The 17,991-nt window shown below is 50.2% G+C and carries 14 protein-coding genes and 5 tRNA genes; all 19 read right to left on the reverse strand.

The features are described from left to right. Positions 1-26: 26 nt before the first annotated feature. On the reverse strand, positions 27-4,112 hold the full coding sequence (rpoB, locus tag GILYN3_RS16270; RefSeq protein WP_049724088.1) for a DNA-directed RNA polymerase subunit beta: 4,086 nt from the start codon (positions 4,110-4,112) through the stop codon (positions 27-29). A 230-nt stretch (positions 4,113-4,342) separates the two neighbouring features. Next, positions 4,343-4,711, reverse strand: coding sequence for a 50S ribosomal protein L7/L12 (gene rplL, locus GILYN3_RS16275; protein WP_049724089.1), 369 nt, complete (start codon positions 4,709-4,711; stop codon positions 4,343-4,345). Positions 4,712-4,771: 60 nt separating this feature from the next. After that, a complete protein-coding gene (gene rplJ, locus GILYN3_RS16280) occupies positions 4,772-5,266 on the reverse strand; it encodes a 50S ribosomal protein L10 (RefSeq protein ID WP_049724090.1) in 495 nt (164 codons plus the stop codon). Between the two features lie 221 nt (positions 5,267-5,487). Next, a complete protein-coding gene (gene rplA / locus GILYN3_RS16285; RefSeq protein WP_049724091.1) occupies positions 5,488-6,183 on the reverse strand; it encodes a 50S ribosomal protein L1 in 696 nt (231 codons plus the stop codon). Position 6,184: 1 nt separating this feature from the next. Beyond that, complete coding sequence (rplK, locus tag GILYN3_RS16290) at positions 6,185-6,616, reverse strand: 50S ribosomal protein L11 (RefSeq protein ID WP_049724092.1); 432 nt, start codon at positions 6,614-6,616, stop codon at positions 6,185-6,187. Between the two features lie 155 nt (positions 6,617-6,771). After that, positions 6,772-7,305 (reverse strand): transcription termination/antitermination protein NusG, encoded by a 534-nt coding sequence (gene nusG / locus GILYN3_RS16295; RefSeq protein ID WP_049724093.1) that lies wholly within the window; start codon positions 7,303-7,305, stop codon positions 6,772-6,774. Between the two features lie 7 nt (positions 7,306-7,312). Continuing rightward, positions 7,313-7,681 (reverse strand): preprotein translocase subunit SecE, encoded by a 369-nt coding sequence (secE, locus tag GILYN3_RS16300; protein ID WP_049724094.1) that lies wholly within the window; start codon positions 7,679-7,681, stop codon positions 7,313-7,315. Between the two features lie 34 nt (positions 7,682-7,715). Further along, a tRNA-Trp gene (locus tag GILYN3_RS16305) sits at positions 7,716-7,791 on the reverse strand. A 47-nt stretch (positions 7,792-7,838) separates the two neighbouring features. After that, the gene (gene tuf / locus GILYN3_RS16310) at positions 7,839-9,062 is read right to left on the reverse strand and encodes an elongation factor Tu (RefSeq protein ID WP_049724095.1); all 1,224 of its coding nucleotides are present in this window, start codon (positions 9,060-9,062) and stop codon (positions 7,839-7,841) included. A gap of 86 nt (positions 9,063-9,148) precedes the next feature. Beyond that, positions 9,149-9,224: transfer RNA gene (locus GILYN3_RS16315), tRNA-Thr, on the reverse strand. A 16-nt stretch (positions 9,225-9,240) separates the two neighbouring features. After that, positions 9,241-9,314 (reverse strand) — tRNA-Gly (locus GILYN3_RS16320). An 87-nt stretch (positions 9,315-9,401) separates the two neighbouring features. Continuing rightward, positions 9,402-9,485: transfer RNA gene (locus GILYN3_RS16325), tRNA-Tyr, on the reverse strand. A gap of 94 nt (positions 9,486-9,579) precedes the next feature. After that, positions 9,580-9,655, reverse strand: a tRNA-Thr gene (locus GILYN3_RS16330). Between the two features lie 49 nt (positions 9,656-9,704). Then, positions 9,705-10,427 carry an SPOR domain-containing protein gene (locus GILYN3_RS16335; protein ID WP_157484968.1) on the reverse strand — a complete coding sequence of 241 codons (723 nt, stop codon included), beginning with the start codon at positions 10,425-10,427 and terminating at the stop codon, positions 9,705-9,707. A 48-nt stretch (positions 10,428-10,475) separates the two neighbouring features. Beyond that, positions 10,476-11,201, reverse strand: coding sequence for a type III pantothenate kinase (locus GILYN3_RS16340; protein WP_049724097.1), 726 nt, complete (start codon positions 11,199-11,201; stop codon positions 10,476-10,478). Continuing rightward, entirely contained in the window at positions 11,198-12,184 is a 987-nt protein-coding gene (gene birA / locus GILYN3_RS16345; RefSeq protein ID WP_049724098.1) for a bifunctional biotin--[acetyl-CoA-carboxylase] ligase/biotin operon repressor BirA, read from the reverse strand. Before birA ends, GILYN3_RS16340 begins: the two co-directional genes overlap by 4 nt. Continuing rightward, on the reverse strand, positions 12,184-13,323 hold the full coding sequence (gene alr, locus GILYN3_RS16350) for an alanine racemase (RefSeq protein WP_049724099.1): 1,140 nt from the start codon (positions 13,321-13,323) through the stop codon (positions 12,184-12,186). Before alr ends, birA begins: the two co-directional genes overlap by 1 nt. Positions 13,324-13,417: 94 nt before the next feature. Further along, the gene (locus GILYN3_RS16355) at positions 13,418-16,756 is read right to left on the reverse strand and encodes a family 16 glycoside hydrolase (RefSeq protein WP_049724100.1); all 3,339 of its coding nucleotides are present in this window, start codon (positions 16,754-16,756) and stop codon (positions 13,418-13,420) included. Positions 16,757-16,811: 55 nt separating this feature from the next. Then, entirely contained in the window at positions 16,812-17,582 is a 771-nt protein-coding gene (locus GILYN3_RS16360; RefSeq protein ID WP_049724101.1) for a 3-keto-disaccharide hydrolase, read from the reverse strand. Positions 17,583-17,991: the final 409 nt, after the last annotated feature.

The following is a 17,991-nucleotide window of genomic DNA, read 5'->3' on the forward strand; positions in this document are numbered from 1 at the left end:
TTACCGATTGTGTGTCAGATGGACGATTACTCGTCTTGTTCCAGTTCCATATTGATACCAAGCGCACGAATCTCTTTAACCAATACGTTAAAGGATTCAGGCATGCCTGGTTCCATACGGTGATCACCGTCAACAATGTTTTTGTACATTTTGGTACGCCCTGCTACGTCATCAGACTTAACAGTCAACATTTCTTGCAGGGTGTAGGCCGCGCCGTATGCTTCTAGCGCCCAGACCTCCATCTCACCGAAACGTTGTCCACCAAATTGTGCCTTACCACCCAACGGCTGCTGAGTAACCAGACTGTAAGAACCTGTCGAACGTGCGTGCATCTTGTCGTCAACCAAGTGGTTCAACTTCAACATGTACATATAACCGACGGTTACTGGACGCGTAAATGCATCGCCAGAACGACCATCGTACAACTGCATCTGACCTGAGTCGGGGATATCAGCCAAGCGTAACAGTGCTTTGATTTCATGCTCTTTAGCACCATCAAACACTGGTGTCGCCATAGGCACACCGCCGCGCAAATTACCGGCAAGATCCATGATTTCGTCATCGCTAAAGCTTGCCAGATCTTCTTTGGCAAACACATCACCGGTGCCGTTATAGATATCTTCCAAAAAGCCACGCACTTCGTTAACAGCTTTTTGTTCGCGGATCATCTCGTTGATTTTGACACCGAGACCTTTAGCGGCCATACCTAAGTGAGTCTCTAGAATCTGACCCACGTTCATCCGCGACGGTACACCCAGTGGGTTAAGTACGATATCAACCGGCTCACCTTTGGCGTCATAAGGCATATCTTCGATCGGCATAATCACCGAGATAACACCTTTGTTACCATGACGGCCGGCCATTTTATCGCCCGGCTGAATGCGACGTTTAATCGCCAAGTAAACTTTAACGATTTTTAATACGCCCGGAGCCAAATCATCACCGGTAGATAGCTTGCGTTTTTTGTCGTCGAAACGCTCGTCAAGATTTTTGCGGCACTCAGCCAAACGCATCTCAGCCAAGTCGATTTGCTCGTTCAGCACATCGTCAGCAACGCGCAACTTAAACCACTGCTCTGTATCGAGGGCATCAAGTACTTCATCAGTCAGTACATCACCCTTTTTAACGCCCTTACCTGCAGCAACTTTGTTGCCACGAATAACGGTGCGCAAACGATCGAGAGTAGCCGCTTCCATGATGCGGAATTCTTCGTTTAAATCTTTACGAACTTCGTCTAATTGAGACTTCTCGATTTCAAGCGCGCGCTGATCTTTTTCAAGACCGTCACGAGTAAAGACTTGAACATCAATAACCGTACCTTTGGTACTCGAAGGCACTCGCAGGGAGGTATCTTTAACGTCAGATGCTTTTTCACCGAAAATAGCGCGCAATAACTTTTCTTCTGGAGTCAGCTGAGTCTCACCTTTAGGGGTAACCTTACCCACTAAGATGTCACCGCCACCAACCTCAGCACCGATATAAACGATGCCTGAATCATCCAGCTTATTAAGCGCAGTCTCACCAACGTTCGGGATATCTGAGGTGATCTCTTCACTACCAAGCTTAGTATCACGAGCAATACAAGTCAGCTCTTGAATATGAATGGTGGTGAAACGATCTTCTTGTACGACACGCTCAGAGACGAGGATTGAATCCTCAAAGTTGTAGCCATTCCAAGGCATAAACGCAATGCGCATATTTTGCCCCAGAGCCAGCTCGCCCATATCCACCGAAGGGCCATCCGCAAGGATGTCACCACGTTGAACGGTATCGCCAACATTGACGATAGAGCGCTGGTTAATACAAGTATTCTGGTTTGAGCGGGTGTACTTGATCAAGTTGTAGATATCTACACCGGCGTCGCCAGCTTCAACTTCATCACTGTGGACTTTAACCACAATGCGACCAGCATCAACACGGTCAATAACACCACCGTGCTTAGCAACCACACAAACACCCGAGTCGGAGGCAACATTGCGCTCCATGCCGGTACCAACCAAAGGCTTTTCAGCTTTTAAAGTAGGTACAGCTTGACGCTGCATGTTCGAACCCATCAATGCTCGGTTAGCATCATCGTGCTCAAGGAACGGAATCAATGAAGCGGCTACCGACACCACCTGGCGAGGAGAAACATCCATCAGTTCGACTTCGGCGGCGCTTTTTAAGGTGAAATCGCTGCGGTAACGTACCGACACCAGATCTTCAACCAAACGACCGTCTGTATCTAACTTGGCAGAGGCCTGTGCGATAACAAATTCAGCTTCGTTAATTGCAGACAAAAATTCAATTTCGTCAGTCACTTGGCCATCTTTAACGCGACGGTACGGTGTTTCCAAAAAGCCGTAGCTATTGGTACGCGCATAAGTTGCCAGCGAGTTAATCAAACCAATGTTTGGCCCCTCAGGCGTTTCAATTGGACATACACGACCATAGTGAGTCGGGTGTACGTCGCGCACCTCAAAGCCGGCGCGCTCACGAGTCAGACCACCAGGCCCTAACGCCGAAACACGACGTTTGTGAGTCACCTCAGACAGCGGGTTATTCTGATCCATAAACTGTGACAACTGCGACGAGCCAAAAAATTCTTTAATAGCAGCAGCAACAGGTTTAGCGTTAATTAAATCCTGTGGCATCAAGCCCTCAGACTCGGCCATCGACAAGCGCTCTTTAACCGCACGCTCAACGCGAACAAGACCAACACGGAATTGGTTTTCAGCCATTTCGCCGACAGAACGAATACGACGGTTACCCAAGTGGTCGATATCATCTACCACACCAACACCGTTACGGATGTTGATCAAGGTCTTCATCACATCAACGATATCGTCGTTAGACAACACACCTTCGCCAAACTCTTCTTCACGACCCAAGCGGCGATTAAACTTCATCCGCCCTACGCCCGACAGATCGTAACGCTCTTGAGCAAAGAATAAATTGTTAAACAGGGCTTCGGCAGACTCTTTAGTCGGCGGCTCACCCGGGCGCATCATGCGATAAATCTCTACCAGCGCCTCTAACTGAGTGCGGGTTGGATCGGCACGTAAAGTGTCAGATACAAATGGCCCACAATCAAGTTCGTTGGTGTACAGAGTCTCGATGGTATTGACGTCAGCCTTGGCTAAAATCTCAAGGGTCTCAGCGGTGATCTCGGTGTTACACTCAAGCAACACTTCACCGGTATCAGAGTCAATAATATCTTTTGCCAGTGCACGGCCCAGCAAGTATTCAGCGGGCACGGCCATCTCATCAACACCGGCTTTTTCTAGCTGGCGAATGTGACGAGCGGTAATACGACGGCCTTCTTCGACCAGCACTTTGCCTTTCTTGTCTTTGATGTCAAAAGTAGCAACATCACCACGCAAGCGTGACGGCACAACTTTAAAGGTAAACTGGCCATCGCTACCCAAGGTAAACGAGCTAGTTTCAAAGAAAATATCGAGCATCTCTTGTGTGCTAAAACCTAGCGCGCGCAACAAAATTGACGCCGGCAATTTACGACGACGATCAATACGCACAAACACAAGATCTTTAGGATCGAATTCAAAATCAAGCCAAGAGCCACGATAAGGAATAATCCGGGCGCTATACAGCAGCTTGCCAGATGAGTGAGTCTTGCCTTTATCGTGATCAAAGAACACACCGGGCGAACGGTGCAACTGAGAAACAATAACGCGCTCGGTGCCGTTAATAACAAACGTGCCGTTATCGGTCATGAGCGGAATCTCGCCCATGTACACTTCTTGTTCTTTTATGTCTTTAATCGCCTTATTGGACGATTCTTTATCATAAATAATCAGGCGAACTTTTACCCGCAACGGTGCCGAATAAGTCACGCCGCGCAAAATACATTCGCTAACATCAAACGCCGGCTTGCCCAACATGTAACTAACATATTCGAGCGCGGCACTGCCAGAATAACTGACGATTGGGAATACAGACCGGAAGGCGGCGTGTAGGCCCATCTCCATACGGTCGTCTACAGACTTATCGGTCTGGGTAAATTTTCTGTACGAATCCAGCTGAATTGCCAATAGATAAGGGATATCCATGACATGTGGCAGCTTGCCAAAGTCCTTACGGATACGTTTTTTCTCAGTATATGAGTAAGCCATCTGTATTCCCCAGCTTGTTCACGGATCGGGCGGTAAAGCCTCTGAAACGCCTCGGCGTTTCGCTAAACTATCCTAGCTGCAAGCGGACCGTAAACTCGGTGCTCGACAGCCGTTGGCAGCGTTGCAGCTACCAGACCAAATTAATGGCCGAAAACGGAAAAAGGCTGGCGGGTAAACCCACCAGCCTGACGCCTAACAACTTGCGCTAGGCGTGATAAGAGCAAGTAAAATTACTTGATCTCACCAGAGGCACCAGCCTCTTCCAGCTTAGCCAATGCAGCTTGAGCTTCTTCTTTAGAAACGCCTTCTTTAACAGCCTTAGGAGCTTCTTCAACCATCGCTTTAGCTTCTTTCAAGCCAAGACCGGTGATTTCACGAACAGCTTTAATAGCGTTAACTTTCTTCTCACCAGCACCGGTGATGATAACGTCAAATTCGGTTTGCTCTTCTGCAGAACCGCCAGCATCAGCTGGACCTGCAGCAACAGCTGCTGCTGCTGATACGCCGAACTTTTCTTCCATTGCAGAAACCAGCTCTACAACATCTTTTACTGACATCTCGGCGATCGCTTCGATGATATCTTCTTTAGAAACAGACATTTTCAATTCCCATCTGTGCAGGACCTATAGGTCCAATTAAACGTTGAGTAAAGCAGCTTATTAAGCAGCTTCCTGTTCTTTGCTATCGCCGATAGCCGCAATTGTGCGAACCAGCTTGCCAGCAGAAGCTTCTTTCATCACGCTCATCAACTTAGCCAAGGCTTCGTCGTATGTTGGCAACGTTGCCAGCATAGCGATATCAACCAGCTCACCTTCAAAGGCGGCAGACTTAAGTTCAAGATTTTTATCCTCTTTAGCGTGCTCGCGTAAAATACGCGCGCCAGCACCTGGGTGCTCGCTAGAGAATGCAATCAAGGTGGGTCCTACGAAGCTTTCAAGTAAGCATTCGTATGGAGTCCCTTCTACAGCGCGACGGGCCAATGTGTTACGCACGACTTTCAACCAAACGCCGTGTTCACGAGCCTCTTTACGCAGGGCAGTCATTTTATCTACAGTTACGCCACGTGAGTCGGCAACAACCGCGGACAGAGCGCCCTTCGCAGCTTCCTGGACTTCAGCGACAATCGCCTTCTTACCTTCAAGTCCTAATGCCACGGGATTTCTCCTGGGTTTGACAGTCAATAACTGTCGTTTTTCTTAACTATCACAAAACAAATATCGTTTTATGATCATGAATCGGTGAATTCATTCGGACAAGCCGAAGAGGGTCACCGTCTGCGTAGGCTATATGATTAAGACCAATGTCTTACTGACAATTGGTCACCTACGGTCTTTGACGGCCTGCGTAAACGCAGACCCCAAAGTTTGCGCTGGCGTTATACCGCCAGTGAAGCTACATCGATCGCTAAGCCAGGACCCATGGTCGTGCTCAGTGCAACCTTTTTCAAATAAACACCTTTAGCCGTTGCAGGCTTAGATTTTTTCAAATCTATCAACAGTGCCTCAAGGTTTTCTTGGAGAGCAGTCGCATCAAACGACAACTTACCAATACCACCATGAATAATGCCGCCTTTATCGGCGCGATAACGCACCTGACCGGCTTTGGCATTTTTAACAGCTGTGGCAACATCTGGCGTAACAGTACCAGTTTTAGGGTTTGGCATCAGACCGCGGGGGCCTAAGATTTGACCCAACTGACCGACAACACGCATAGCATCTGGAGACGCGATAACAACGTCGAAATCCATTTTGCCAGCTTTCACTTCAGCAGCTAGCTCGTCCATACCGACCAAATCAGCACCGGCCTCTTTTGCTGCATCGGCGTTAGGGCCTTGAGCAAAAACAGCAACACGGACGTCTTTACCAGAGCCATTAGGCAGGGTAGTTGCGCCACGCACAGACTGATCTGACTTACGTGGATCGATGCCAAGATTAACAGCAACATCAACTGTTTCGGCGAACTTAACGCTCGAAAGTTCTTTCAGCAGGCCAACCGCATCGACAACACTGTAAAGCTTATTGCGATCGATTTTTTCAGCCATAGCGCGCTGACGCTTAGATAATTTAGCCATGTTATACGCCCTCCACATCAATACCCATTGAACGGGCAGACCCGGCAATGATACGTACCGCAGCATCCATATCAGCCGCGGTCAGATCGGCCGCTTTAGTCGTCGCAATCTCTTCAAGCTGAGCGCGAGTCACAGAGCCAACCTTTTTGGTATTGGGGTTGCTAGAGCCAGACTTAACGCCAACTGCTTTCAGCAGCAGGTAAGCGGCTGGAGGAGTCTTCATGCTGAAGGTAAAGCTGCGATCGCTGTATACGCTGATCACAACAGGAACTGGCGCGCCAGCTTCCATACCCTGAGTCTGTGCGTTAAACGCCTTACAGAACTCCATGATGTTTACACCGTGCTGACCCAGTGCTGGACCAACTGGCGGACTTGGATTTGCTTTACCTGCACCAACTTGTAATTTGATGTAGGCTGTTACTTTCTTAGCCATATCACTCTCCAAAAATGGGTAATTAACGCCTCAAGACAATTTGCACCGTCCGTCACTGGCTCCCCGATTACTTAAGTAGATTTACCACTCAAGGACGCAAAAACCTCCCCCTGCCAAAAGCAAAGGAAGGCGATAAAAATTTACTACCAAGTAGATCAAGCCTTTTCGACTTGACCAAACTCCAACTCTACCGGAGTAGAGCGACCAAAAATAAGCACGGCTACACGCAGGCGGCTTTTTTCGTAATTAACTTCTTCAACGACACCATTAAAGTCATTAAAGGGACCATCAGTAACACGGACCATCTCGCCCGGCTCAAACATAGTCTTAGGCTTAGGCTTCTCAATCGAGTCATCGACTCGCTGCAAAATAGCCTGAGCTTCTTTTTCAGTAATAGGTGCAGGCTGATCCGCTTTGCCGCCAATAAAGCCCATTACTCGGGGAGTGTCTTTTACTAAGTGCCAAGAATCGTCATTCAACTCCATCTGCACTAACACATAACCCGGAAAAAACTTGCGCTCACTTTTACGCTTTTGTCCGCCACGCATCTCCACCACTTCTTCCGTGGGGACCAACACATCGCCGAACAACTCTTCCATCTGGTGGCGCTCAATACGCTCTTGCAGAGCAGCAGCTACCTTTTTCTCATATCCTGAATAAGCGTGTACCACGTACCAACGCTTCGCCATGTGTCACCTACCCTATTATCTTGGCCGCAAAGAAGCCGAACACGGTGTCCAACCCCCAAAGAATCAACGCCATTACGACGACCACAACAACAACCAATAAGGTCGTTTGGTTTGTCTCCTGAGGTGTCGGCCACACAACCTTGCGCACCTCAACAACAGACTCTTGCAGCAGACGCCAAAGCGAACTGCCTTTAGCGGTTTGTAACACAATCAGCAACGCCACAACGCCCAACGCCAACAGCGCCAGAACGCGAAACAACAGCGGCTGGGCTGAGTACATGGAATTACCCACAACACCTACCGCCAGGATAGCAATCACCAGCAGCCACTTAACGACATCAAGGCGATACATTTTTGGCTCGGCTTTTGTACTCATTCTGCTTACAACCCAATCAAACAAATGACAAAAATGGCAGGCCAGGAGGGACTCGAACCCCCAACTTTCGGTTTTGGAGACCGACGCTCTACCAATTGAACTACTGGCCTAGAAACAATTAAAGGCGGGCACAGGGCCCGCCTTTAGCATCGAGCTATTACTCGATGATTTTGGCAACCACACCGGCACCAACGGTACGTCCGCCTTCGCGAATCGCAAAGCGCAGGCCGTCTTCCATGGCTACTGGGTGAATCAGGGTCACATCCATTTGGATGTTATCGCCTGGCATTACCATTTCAACGCCTTCCGGAAGCTCACAAGCACCCGTTACGTCGGTAGTACGGAAGTAAAACTGTGGACGGTAGCCTTTAAAGAAAGGCGTGTGACGGCCACCTTCGTCTTTCGACAGAACATAAACTTCTGCTTCAAACTTGGTGTGCGGGTTTACCGAACCCGGCTTGGCCAACACTTGACCACGCTCGATATCGTCACGCTTGGTACCACGCAGCAAAACACCAACGTTCTCACCAGCACGGCCTTCGTCCAACATCTTGCGGAACATTTCAACACCGGTACAGGTGGTTTTGGTGGTGTCTTTGATGCCGATGATTTCCAGCTCGTCACCAACATTAACAATACCACGCTCAACACGACCGGTAACAACAGTACCACGACCTGAGATCGAGAATACGTCTTCTACTGGCATCAGGAACGGCTGATCAATGGCACGCTCTGGCATTGGAATGTAAGAATCCAAAGTTTCTACCAGCTTTTTAACTGCGGTAGTACCCAGCTCGTTGTCGTCTTCGCCATTCAGGGCCATCAATGCAGAACCTGGAATGATTGGCGTGTCGTCGCCAGGGAAGTCGTAGGCATCAAGCAGCTCGCGCAGCTCCATTTCTACCAACTCCAGCATCTCGTTGTACTCTTCAGTACCAACGCCGCCGCAATCTTCCGCCAACAAGTCTGCTTTGTTCAGGAATACAACAATGTAAGGTACGCCAACCTGACGAGACAACAAGATGTGCTCGCGGGTTTGTGGCATTGGGCCGTCGGTCGCACCACAAACCAGAATTGCGCCATCCATCTGGGCAGCACCGGGGATCATGTTTTTAACGTAATCGGCGTGACCTGGGCAATCTACGTGAGCGTAGTGACGATCTGGAGAATCGTATTCAACGTGCGAGGTGGCGATGGTGATACCGCGCTCACGCTCTTCCGGTGCATTATCAATACCGTCAAAAGCAACAGCGCTGCCGCCCCAAACTTCTGCACATACGCGGGTTAATGCCGCAGTCAGAGTGGTTTTACCGTGGTCAACGTGACCGATGGTGCCCACATTGACGTGGGGCTTATTACGTTCGAACTTTTCCTTCGCCATTGCGAGCGCCTCCTCAACCAGCCATCAAACAGCCGTTTATTTACACACGAAAATAGCCGCGAAAGTACCTCTTCCGCAGCCAGAAATGGAGCTCTTGAGCAGATTTGAACTGCTGACCTCACCCTTACCAAGGGTGTGCTCTACCAACTGAGCTACAAGAGCTTTAAACCATAGCAACTGGAGCGGGCAGCGGGAATCGAACCCGCATATTCAGCTTGGAAGGCTGACGTTCTACCACTGAACTATGCCCGCTGACTTCTTGCTCCGTGAAGCGCCACCAACAAAATGGAAACACTTCTAAGTCATGGCAATTTTAGCCGCCACCACTTATAGGTAATATGGTGCAGGGGGGTGGATTCGAACCACCGAAGCTTGCGCGTCAGATTTACAGTCTGATCCCTTTGGCCACTCGGGAACCCCTGCCAAAAACAAGCCGGCATTGTCCGGCTCTGGCCTATCACTGTCAACCGGTTTTCCTAAGAAATTCACCTGCTTACAGCAATAATATTATAGAGAATGGAGCTGGCGAGAGGAGTCGAACCCCCGACCGGCTGATTACAAGTCAGCTGCTCTACCAACTGAGCTACGCCAGCACTTTCTCTAAACACGACTTAACGTGGAGGCGGGATTCTAGTGAAACTTTCACCTCGACGCAACACCTTGACAGTATTTTTGTTGCTTCTCGATGCCATTTTCCGATTCAAGTAGCTCAACCCAGGCTTTTTCGCCTATTTTTTGACCTTCTCCCGCCCCCAACACCACCCAAACCTCTTTATGGGTTCGAGTAATTTCTCGCACCTCGGCGGCATAACCTTGCTCACGCATTTCTTTTAAACGGGCCTCGGCCAATTCTTTGCGGGTAAACATGCCAAACGAGATACCGTTAGCAAGCTCACCCCGAGGAATCATATAACTGTCTATTTGTTTTGCCTGCACCTCACGCAAGCGGCGCAATGCCTCTTTACGGCTCGGCTCCGGAGGTAAATGCACCCAATAACCCACACCTTCCGGCACATCCAACTCTTGCACCCAGGCCTCCGCATCAAGCGCTTGTAAGTGCTGCACTAAATTTTTGGCATTTTGCGTGGCGGCATATGGCCCAACCATATCGCACAACCCATCTTGCTCACGAACACTAAGCACCGGCTTGACCGGCTTACTACGCTGAGGCTCAGCCCGATCAGCGGCAGTATCAGTCACACTCGTTACACTTGTGTTATTAGCCTCCCCCCAGAATTGTAATTGCTCGCCTCCAACCACAGCCTGCCGCGCCGTAACACCCGCCACCGAAGGCTGCCATATTGTTAGCTGCAAAATTAACGCAGCCACATTAATACCCAGCAGTGCAAAAAAAATTAATCGCATAAAAACCTCACCGCCACTCCCTTGAGCTGGGCCACGCAAAGTGGCCGCCTAATAACGTTCGCCCGAAAAAAAATACTCCAAACCCAAAAATAACAACTCAGGCTCACCAAACCCCTCGGACATTACTTGCCGCCAGACATCACCGTCACCACCAGTAAACAACAAAGACACCTGCGGCTCCTGAGTCGCACCCACCAACAAAGATCGCCCAGTCTCTATTAGCCCCCGCCCCATCGCCACTAGACCGGCGTCAATTGCTGACGCACTTGTGTCGCCGGGTGATACCGAATAACACGACAATGGCTCCAAATTTAAAGCGGGCGACTTTAACGCCAGTGACTGACGCATAAGCGCCAGGCCAGGGGCAATATACCCACCCAAATGACGACCATCGCTCGCCAACAAATCTACGGTAAGGGCCGTACCGGCATCAACCAGCAGCACCGGCCCGGCACATAACTGTCGCGCCCCCAACAACCCCAGCCAACGATCAACCCCAAGCGTCGCAGGCTCCTGATAGCCACTGGTGACACCTCCCGCGCACGCCTGAGCCTGCGCAAACTCAGCCTTAGGGCAACCGTGCACCATCAACGCTGCGGACAAACGCTCCGACTCAGCCATTACAACCGAACTAACCCACACCTGTTGCACGCCAATCAACCCCTGCAACCAGTAATAATTACCGTGCTCTGCAACGCCTGCTCGCAGAGTAAGGCCCTTACTCCGCAAACGCCATTTAATACGCGAGTTGCCGATATCAATCTGTAAAATCATGACTCAGGTCTCAACGACACTTCACCGCCGTAAAATAGCTGCTCTCCGGCAGCTGTCGAGAGCACGAGCGCACCACTTTTATCAACCCCCGTTAACGTCCCTAGGGTTTCTTGGGTTGCAGTAATAAGCCGTACTGGCGCCCCCAAGAAGGCAGCCCGCATCATCCAGCGCTCACGCCAATCAGCAAACCCCTGCTCAGGATAATCCTCCAGCAGAGCCGCAAGCCTTGCCAGCACACCCGCACAAAGAGCATTGCGTGATACTCGTTCACATCCTTGGACGCGCGCGAGAGAGGCGACATCAACCCACGGCTGGTCAATACCTGTCGCAGCCGCCAGCGACATTTCTACATTAATCCCGACACCAATCACCAAATGACAAGTGCCCGCCGGGTCGCCGCTCATCTCCAACAAAATACCCGCTAACTTTTTATTCTCCACCAAGACATCATTCGGCCACTTAAGCGTGATACCTGTAAGCCCAAACGACTCAAGCGTCTCAGCAATACAAACCCCTACCGCCAAGCTCAAGCCTTCCAGCTCAGCCGCACCACCGTCAAAGCGCCACAACATAGAAAAATATAAGTTGCGCGCAAAAGGGCTAACCCAAGTGCGACCTCGACGACCGCGACCAGCACTTTGCTGCTCGGCAATACATACAGCCCCGGCAGGCAACTGCTCTGCATTAGCCATTAATCGCGTATTGGTCGAATCCACCAGCGGTAAAACTTCTAGCGCCAAAGACAGCCCGCCCTCGGGCAGCTGCGCAGATATCGACTCAGCCGCCAACAACTCCATGCCGCCCGGCAACCGATAACCTCGGCCTCGACTAGAGTCTAGTGCCACACCTAGCTCCGCTAACTTTTGCAGATGCTTCCAAACTGCCGTGCGACTTACGCCCAGCAATTCACCCAACTCACTACCGGAGTGATATTCGCCATCAGCCAACACTGCCAATAAGCTCTGCAATTGATCCTGCTGCACTACAAAGCCTCCGACTGATATTCGCGTCGATAACGTCCCGAACGCAAACTGGTAAGCACCTCGTAGCCAAGCGCCTGATTGCGCTCCGAGAGCGCATCGAGCGTCAGCACCGTGGTGTTCATAACCTCGATCACTAGAGACTCTGCAGCCTCCTGCTTCCCGTCAATTCTAAACGCTGCCGAAACATCAAAAATGGTACTGTCCATCGACACTCGACCAACCACAGGCACCCGAGCGCCGCGACAAAACCCGTAACCATTGCGCCCCAAGATTCGATGCAACCCATCAGCATAGCCTCCGGCGGCAACCGCCAATACTTGGCCCGGTTTTGCCTGATACTGCGCGCCATAACCAACTTGCGCCGATGCCTTAAGGGTACGTAAAGCGATAACCGGTAAAGTTAAAGATGCCACCGAAGACACCGGCGATGCACCTTCTGGAACGGGATTAAAACCATACAGCGCCGCACCTGGACGCACCAAATCAGCGTGGTAATCTCGCCCAAGATAAATACCACAAGAGTTAGCCAAACTTAATAAAATACTTGGCTGGAGCTGTTTGACCCGCGCCCCTAACGCAAAAAACAGATCTCGCTGACGCCGATTTTGCGGGTTATGGGTCTCATCGGAGACGGCCAAATGACTCATCAATAACACCGGCGACAACGCCAACCAGGATTCACGATCAGCCAGCAATGCCTCCAATTCGCTCAGAGCCAAACCCAGACGCGTCATGCCAGTATCAAACTTAACCGCTGCTGGCGCTTCCGCGGCATCCAAGCCCGCACTTGCACGCCACTTAAGCCAGCGCTCAACAGCCGCCATAGACGACAGCACCGGTATCAACCGACACCGTACGGCTTCCGCTTCCGCACCCGCAGGCACACCGCCAAGCAAATAACAGCAAGAGTCCGCCCCTAACCCTGCACGAGCATTTAGCGCCTCAGTAAAAGTGGCAAAAAAGAAATGCCGACAACCAGCACGATACAGCTCGGAGCCAATTTGGGCCGCACCCAAACCGTAAGCATCGGCCTTAATAACAGCGGAGGTAATAGAGGGATGTGCGTGGGCCGCGACTGTCCGCCAATTGGCGACGACAGCGGCGACATTAATGGTAAGTGTTCCGGTATTTTCGTTCATAGACACGCCGGTAAAGCCAAACGCGCATAGTTACAAAACTAACCGCTAAAATCCAGCGCTACCGCCCGCGCAGGCAAACACACGGGCTTAATTGCTAGTGATCCGCAAACTCATACAATGTGTAGTAAGCCTGCAGCAGTTCGGCCGGCGGAGACGCAAACAAACCTACAGGATTAAGTTGTAGATGGTAGACCCGAGCAGTTTGCTGCGGATGCACCACATTTTGCTTGGTATTAGCGAGCACTACAACTAACGCCAAGCCATCCTCTGCTGGTGACACGGCAACCTGCTCATCACGCATATCCAGCTCAGGAGAGCCATAATCAGGCGCATCGCGGTACACCCAAGACTTCACCGCCAGCGCTTGTGACAACGCATCTACATCACTGGCTGTTAGTGGCTGAGTAAAGCGTATCGTAAAACCATTCGCGGTAGCTTCTACGGTTGTAATAGCCACAGGGACCGTCTTACCGTCCCAGCGAATACGCTGTAAGGCTGCAACATGACCGCCTTTGGCCTGCCAACCACGCCCCGCTTGACCAACCAACAGGCTGTTATCAGGTAAAAACACTCCGCGCATTACGCCGGATGCCAGACCGGACATAAACGGCATAACCGCTCCCTGCCGAGACTCACCCACCTGCTCAGTGGTTATGCGCAACAAATTAGATTGCGTCTGATCGCCTATAAGCATCTGTCCGGCAAAAGCTCCAAACTTACCCTGTGTACTATCCCACAAAGGGTGCCCTGGAGAGTTTGCCACGCTATTGTGCGGCAACAAAACCACCGCCTGCTCGCGGGTATCAGCCACTTGCGGCCATTGGATTTCTGGAGAATCGGGCTTCATTTTTGGCAGATCCACCAGCGATGATGGATGGCCATAGAACTTACCTCCCTGCAACAAAAACAACTTAGATGTACCAACAAACTCACCTTGGTTATCGGTATACCAAAGCTTTCCTTCAGGCCCTGTCGCCAACCCTGCTGGACTGCGCAAACCATTGGCAAACAAATCAAACTCACCGTCAGGTTGAACACGAACAGACCAGCCGCTTAAGCCACCCTGCGTACCCATATAGTCACCGCCGGCTTTATAGACGGCCTCATCCGCATGAGCGAGATTAAGATTTATATAATAGGCCCCATCAGCCCCGCGCGTAGGACCATGCAGATAGGTATGATAATTTCCATGGTAACTATGCGCATCAAACAGCGTTTCAAACGAATCGCCCAGCCCATCACCGTCGGTATCGGTAATCCTCGTCAATTCGGCTTTTTGCCCCACAATTAACTGTAGGCCATGATCATCCTCGATTTGTACGCCCAAACTATCAAACAAGCCTTCGGCAAACAGCTGCCACTGACCATCCTTGATACGCCACACCCCGGCAGTACGGGTGGCAACAACTACGGTGCCGTCTTTGGCCACTGCAAGCCCAAGCGCTTCAAAAAGCTGGTCGCGGCCATAGTTATCTTGGGGCGGCAAATAATTTTCAATGCTATAACCTGCAGGCAAATTGGCCACCGCAGCCACGATGCGTAGCGCTTGTTTACGATAGCTAAACGACGAGGGCTTTGGCTTCCAGGCCTTGTCGGCAACCAACACTTTGGCCTTTAATTCAGCGCTCAGAACGCCTTTGGGCACGGTCCAAACTCCAGCGTCTACTTGTCCCACCGATACACTCGTAGCGGTCAGAACCTCTGAATTAATTCGAAACGATTGCGCTTGCCTCAACGTACCGGCCACAGTAATTTTAGTATCGCCATTAGTCGCAAGCTCGGTAGTTACGCTAAGCGTGTTGTCGCCAACACGATAACGAAAACGTGGCGCGGCTGTGGCATCAGTTGACGGCCGTTGATAACCTAAAAACTGTGCATCTACTGCAGCGACATGAGTAAGGTGATCAGTTTCAGACCAAAGTGATGCATCGACAGTTTTGTTATCATTCCAGATGGCTTCTTTAAACGAAAAGTCGATTAAGCCTCCGTGTTGATTAAGCGGAGCAAACAACACACTAGAATCACCTAAATTAATTGCGCGCGTCTCAAAGCCAGTTTTTAAGCCATCGCCACCTCGGTTACGCAACTCGCCAGACATATCCAAAAACCCACCCTGCCAAAGCTTTACAATACCTAGCACACGCGGATCGAAACTGTAGTTGATGGCGTTGGGCTGACCAACATGAATCGCCCGCGCCGACATCCCCTCCATTGGTCCGCGCTGAATACGTACGGTATCGTCAACTAAAAACTGCAGGTCATCGATTAGCGGGTCATACTTGATTGGGCCGCCGGCATCCACGAGTTTAATCGCAGCGCCTTGCTCCCGCGCATCGTTAAGGGTTTTTAAGTAAAAATAGAGAGCGTCTAGCTGCTTATCAGGCAAAGTTTGTTGATGATATGGAGGCATAATAGGCATAAAAGCCTCGCCTTGCTTGGCACCGCCCTCATGTATAGCAAGCTCTGCTGCTGGAGTGCGAATACTGCGATAAAAATAACTCTCATCCGCCTTAATCGTAAAACGATGATTTTCACCTGTTTCGACAATCTCTCGATTGCGCGGCGTTTTTTTAAACAGACCAAATAGATTCGGTCCGGTTTTCATAGATGAATCGTTAGGCACAACCGCGTGACACTCTTTACAACCAAGCGCTTGAAAGCTTTTTTTACCCAGCGAAACAAAATCGACCAAAGAAGCTTCGTTTGTTGCCTCTCCACTAGAGACCGGAACCGTCAACTTGTCAAAATCTGCCGGCTGAGTACTTAGCGAGCCAAGCGCTAACCGACCGTCTTTTACGCGAACCATAGTACGTCCACTAGTGGTTTCCCATGGTTTAATGGGGTCAATACTAAAGCCTGGCAACACAGTGTTGCGCTGCACGATTTGGTCGTCGATTGCGACTTCCAACAAAAGTGCATTCTCGATCTTGTTCGAGGCATCATCGTAGCGCGGCGCGCGAAATTTGGCGGTTAAAGTATGCCAAGTCGCGGGGGCGACAGAGACGGACTCAAGCGGTAGCGCGCCATCGACTGATTGTTTCGTGTCATTGTTCCAGCGCTGCCCCACTGCCCCTGCACTTTCATGGCTCAACTGCCCTGCAGAGCTATTGTTGGTCAACTTAACGGCATAGCGCCCCTGCAAATACACACTGGCATTAGTGTTAGCATCCGCCATATAGGTAAGACTTAATACTGAATCCCCCAGGTACACATTGGTCAGTAAATTATCAGGGCTAGCAGCATTTACAATAACTTGGCCGTCGCCATCTTTAAGCAACTTAAATTGCTCGCCAGCAACCGCAACCTTAGTGCCGCGACTCCAGTTACTATTGTTTTCAAGGTATTGAAAAAAACCTTTATCACTTGCTGCCGCCAAAACAATTGTGGACGCCGTCAAATAAATCAGGACAAGGGCTGATGTTATTATTTTCATCTGTGGTTCTCGTTTTACATTATTGATTGAACAATTCGCCTAGAGTGAGCCGCCGTTACAATGTACGAACCCAAATATTACGAAACTTAGCAGGGTTGCCGTGATCCTGTAGCCGTAACGGTGCACAGCCGTGTGCCTCATAAGGCGGGTGCCCAATCCAAGCGGTTGGCCCCTTAACCTCGGCATGGTTTTGTACCAAAATACCGTTGTGCAAAACGGTAATATAGGCCGGCTCAAGTAACCTTCCGGCCGCATTAAATTCTGGAGCACTATAAACAATGTCGTACACGTTCCACTCACTGAGGCCTTTGGTGGCATTCACCAAAGGTATGTGTTGCTTATAGATAGATCCGGCTTGTCCGTTGACATAAGTATCGCCACCAAATGAATCCAGTACCTGAACCTCATAACGCTCCTGAAAAAACACGCCGCTATTACCGCGACCTTGCCCCTCAGGACCTTCCATATCCTCCTCTGCGGGCGACTGCCATTCGATATGCAGCTGAATATCACAAAAATTTTGTTTCGTGCGAATATCGCCACTTTGCGGGTTAGTCACTAACACATCGCCCTTTATTTTCCAGGGCGCCACAGCGTTATCTTTTACAGACTCCCAAGCATCGAGGCTCGTACCGTCAAATAAAATAATCGCATCTGACGGCACACCTGCAGCATTCACCGAAACCTTCGGCGGCACCGGCTCCCATACCTCGGTAGACTCGGCCTGCTGCCAAGGCTCTTTTTCTGTCGCAGCCTGAGTGACAACACCCAATAACATCAAACAAATCACGGATAAACTTACAAAGAAGTTAAGTGGAAACTTCATGACATCGTCCTTCATTATAATTAATACGGTAGTAAACAAATCGAGGAATCCGTTAATAGCCTGCATCGACTAGCATTCTCTCAGGGTAACATTAGCGCGCACAACAATCATATATTCAATAGATTTTATATATAGAATCGTAAAGATTGCCCACTCGCAGCACAAGCTCGGCACACAACCAAAGCCCTCCTCATTAACTGTAGAGCACTTTGAAGTTTAAGCATAAAGCTCTCCCAAAAGCGTTTTGCGAGCGGTGCGTAAAATCAATCTCTTGCAACAAAATACCACGAGTATGCTTGATAATCGTAGGTCGGAAACAGCGGTAGATAAGCTAGGCCTCGTCTAAGTGCCGGCTATGGAGAGTTAAAACAGCGAATGTGACCGCAGCACGGCGATATTAGGTGAGTAT

Source organism: Gilvimarinus polysaccharolyticus, from assembly GCF_001187555.1.
Classification (GTDB): Bacteria; Pseudomonadota; Gammaproteobacteria; order Pseudomonadales; family Cellvibrionaceae; genus Gilvimarinus; species Gilvimarinus polysaccharolyticus.

Coding starts and splice junctions, on each gene's coding strand:
- GILYN3_RS16340 (WP_049724097.1), bottom strand. CDS start 11,201: ATGATTTTACAGATTGATATCGGCAACTCGCGTATTAAATGGCGTTTG.
- rpoB (WP_049724088.1), bottom strand. CDS start 4,112: ATGGCTTACTCATATACTGAGAAAAAACGTATCCGTAAGGACTTTGGC.
- GILYN3_RS16335 (WP_157484968.1), bottom strand. CDS start 10,427: ATGCGATTAATTTTTTTTGCACTGCTGGGTATTAATGTGGCTGCGTTA.
- secE (WP_049724094.1), bottom strand. CDS start 7,681: ATGAGTACAAAAGCCGAGCCAAAAATGTATCGCCTTGATGTCGTTAAG.
- rplA (WP_049724091.1), bottom strand. CDS start 6,183: ATGGCTAAATTATCTAAGCGTCAGCGCGCTATGGCTGAAAAAATCGAT.
- nusG (WP_049724093.1), bottom strand. CDS start 7,305: ATGGCGAAGCGTTGGTACGTGGTACACGCTTATTCAGGATATGAGAAA.
- GILYN3_RS16360 (WP_049724101.1), bottom strand. CDS start 17,582: ATGAAGTTTCCACTTAACTTCTTTGTAAGTTTATCCGTGATTTGTTTG.
- alr (WP_049724099.1), bottom strand. CDS start 13,323: ATGAACGAAAATACCGGAACACTTACCATTAATGTCGCCGCTGTCGTC.
- tuf (WP_049724095.1), bottom strand. CDS start 9,062: ATGGCGAAGGAAAAGTTCGAACGTAATAAGCCCCACGTCAATGTGGGC.
- rplK (WP_049724092.1), bottom strand. CDS start 6,616: ATGGCTAAGAAAGTAACAGCCTACATCAAATTACAAGTTGGTGCAGGT.
- GILYN3_RS16355 (WP_049724100.1), bottom strand. CDS start 16,756: ATGAAAATAATAACATCAGCCCTTGTCCTGATTTATTTGACGGCGTCC.
- rplL (WP_049724089.1), bottom strand. CDS start 4,711: ATGTCTGTTTCTAAAGAAGATATCATCGAAGCGATCGCCGAGATGTCA.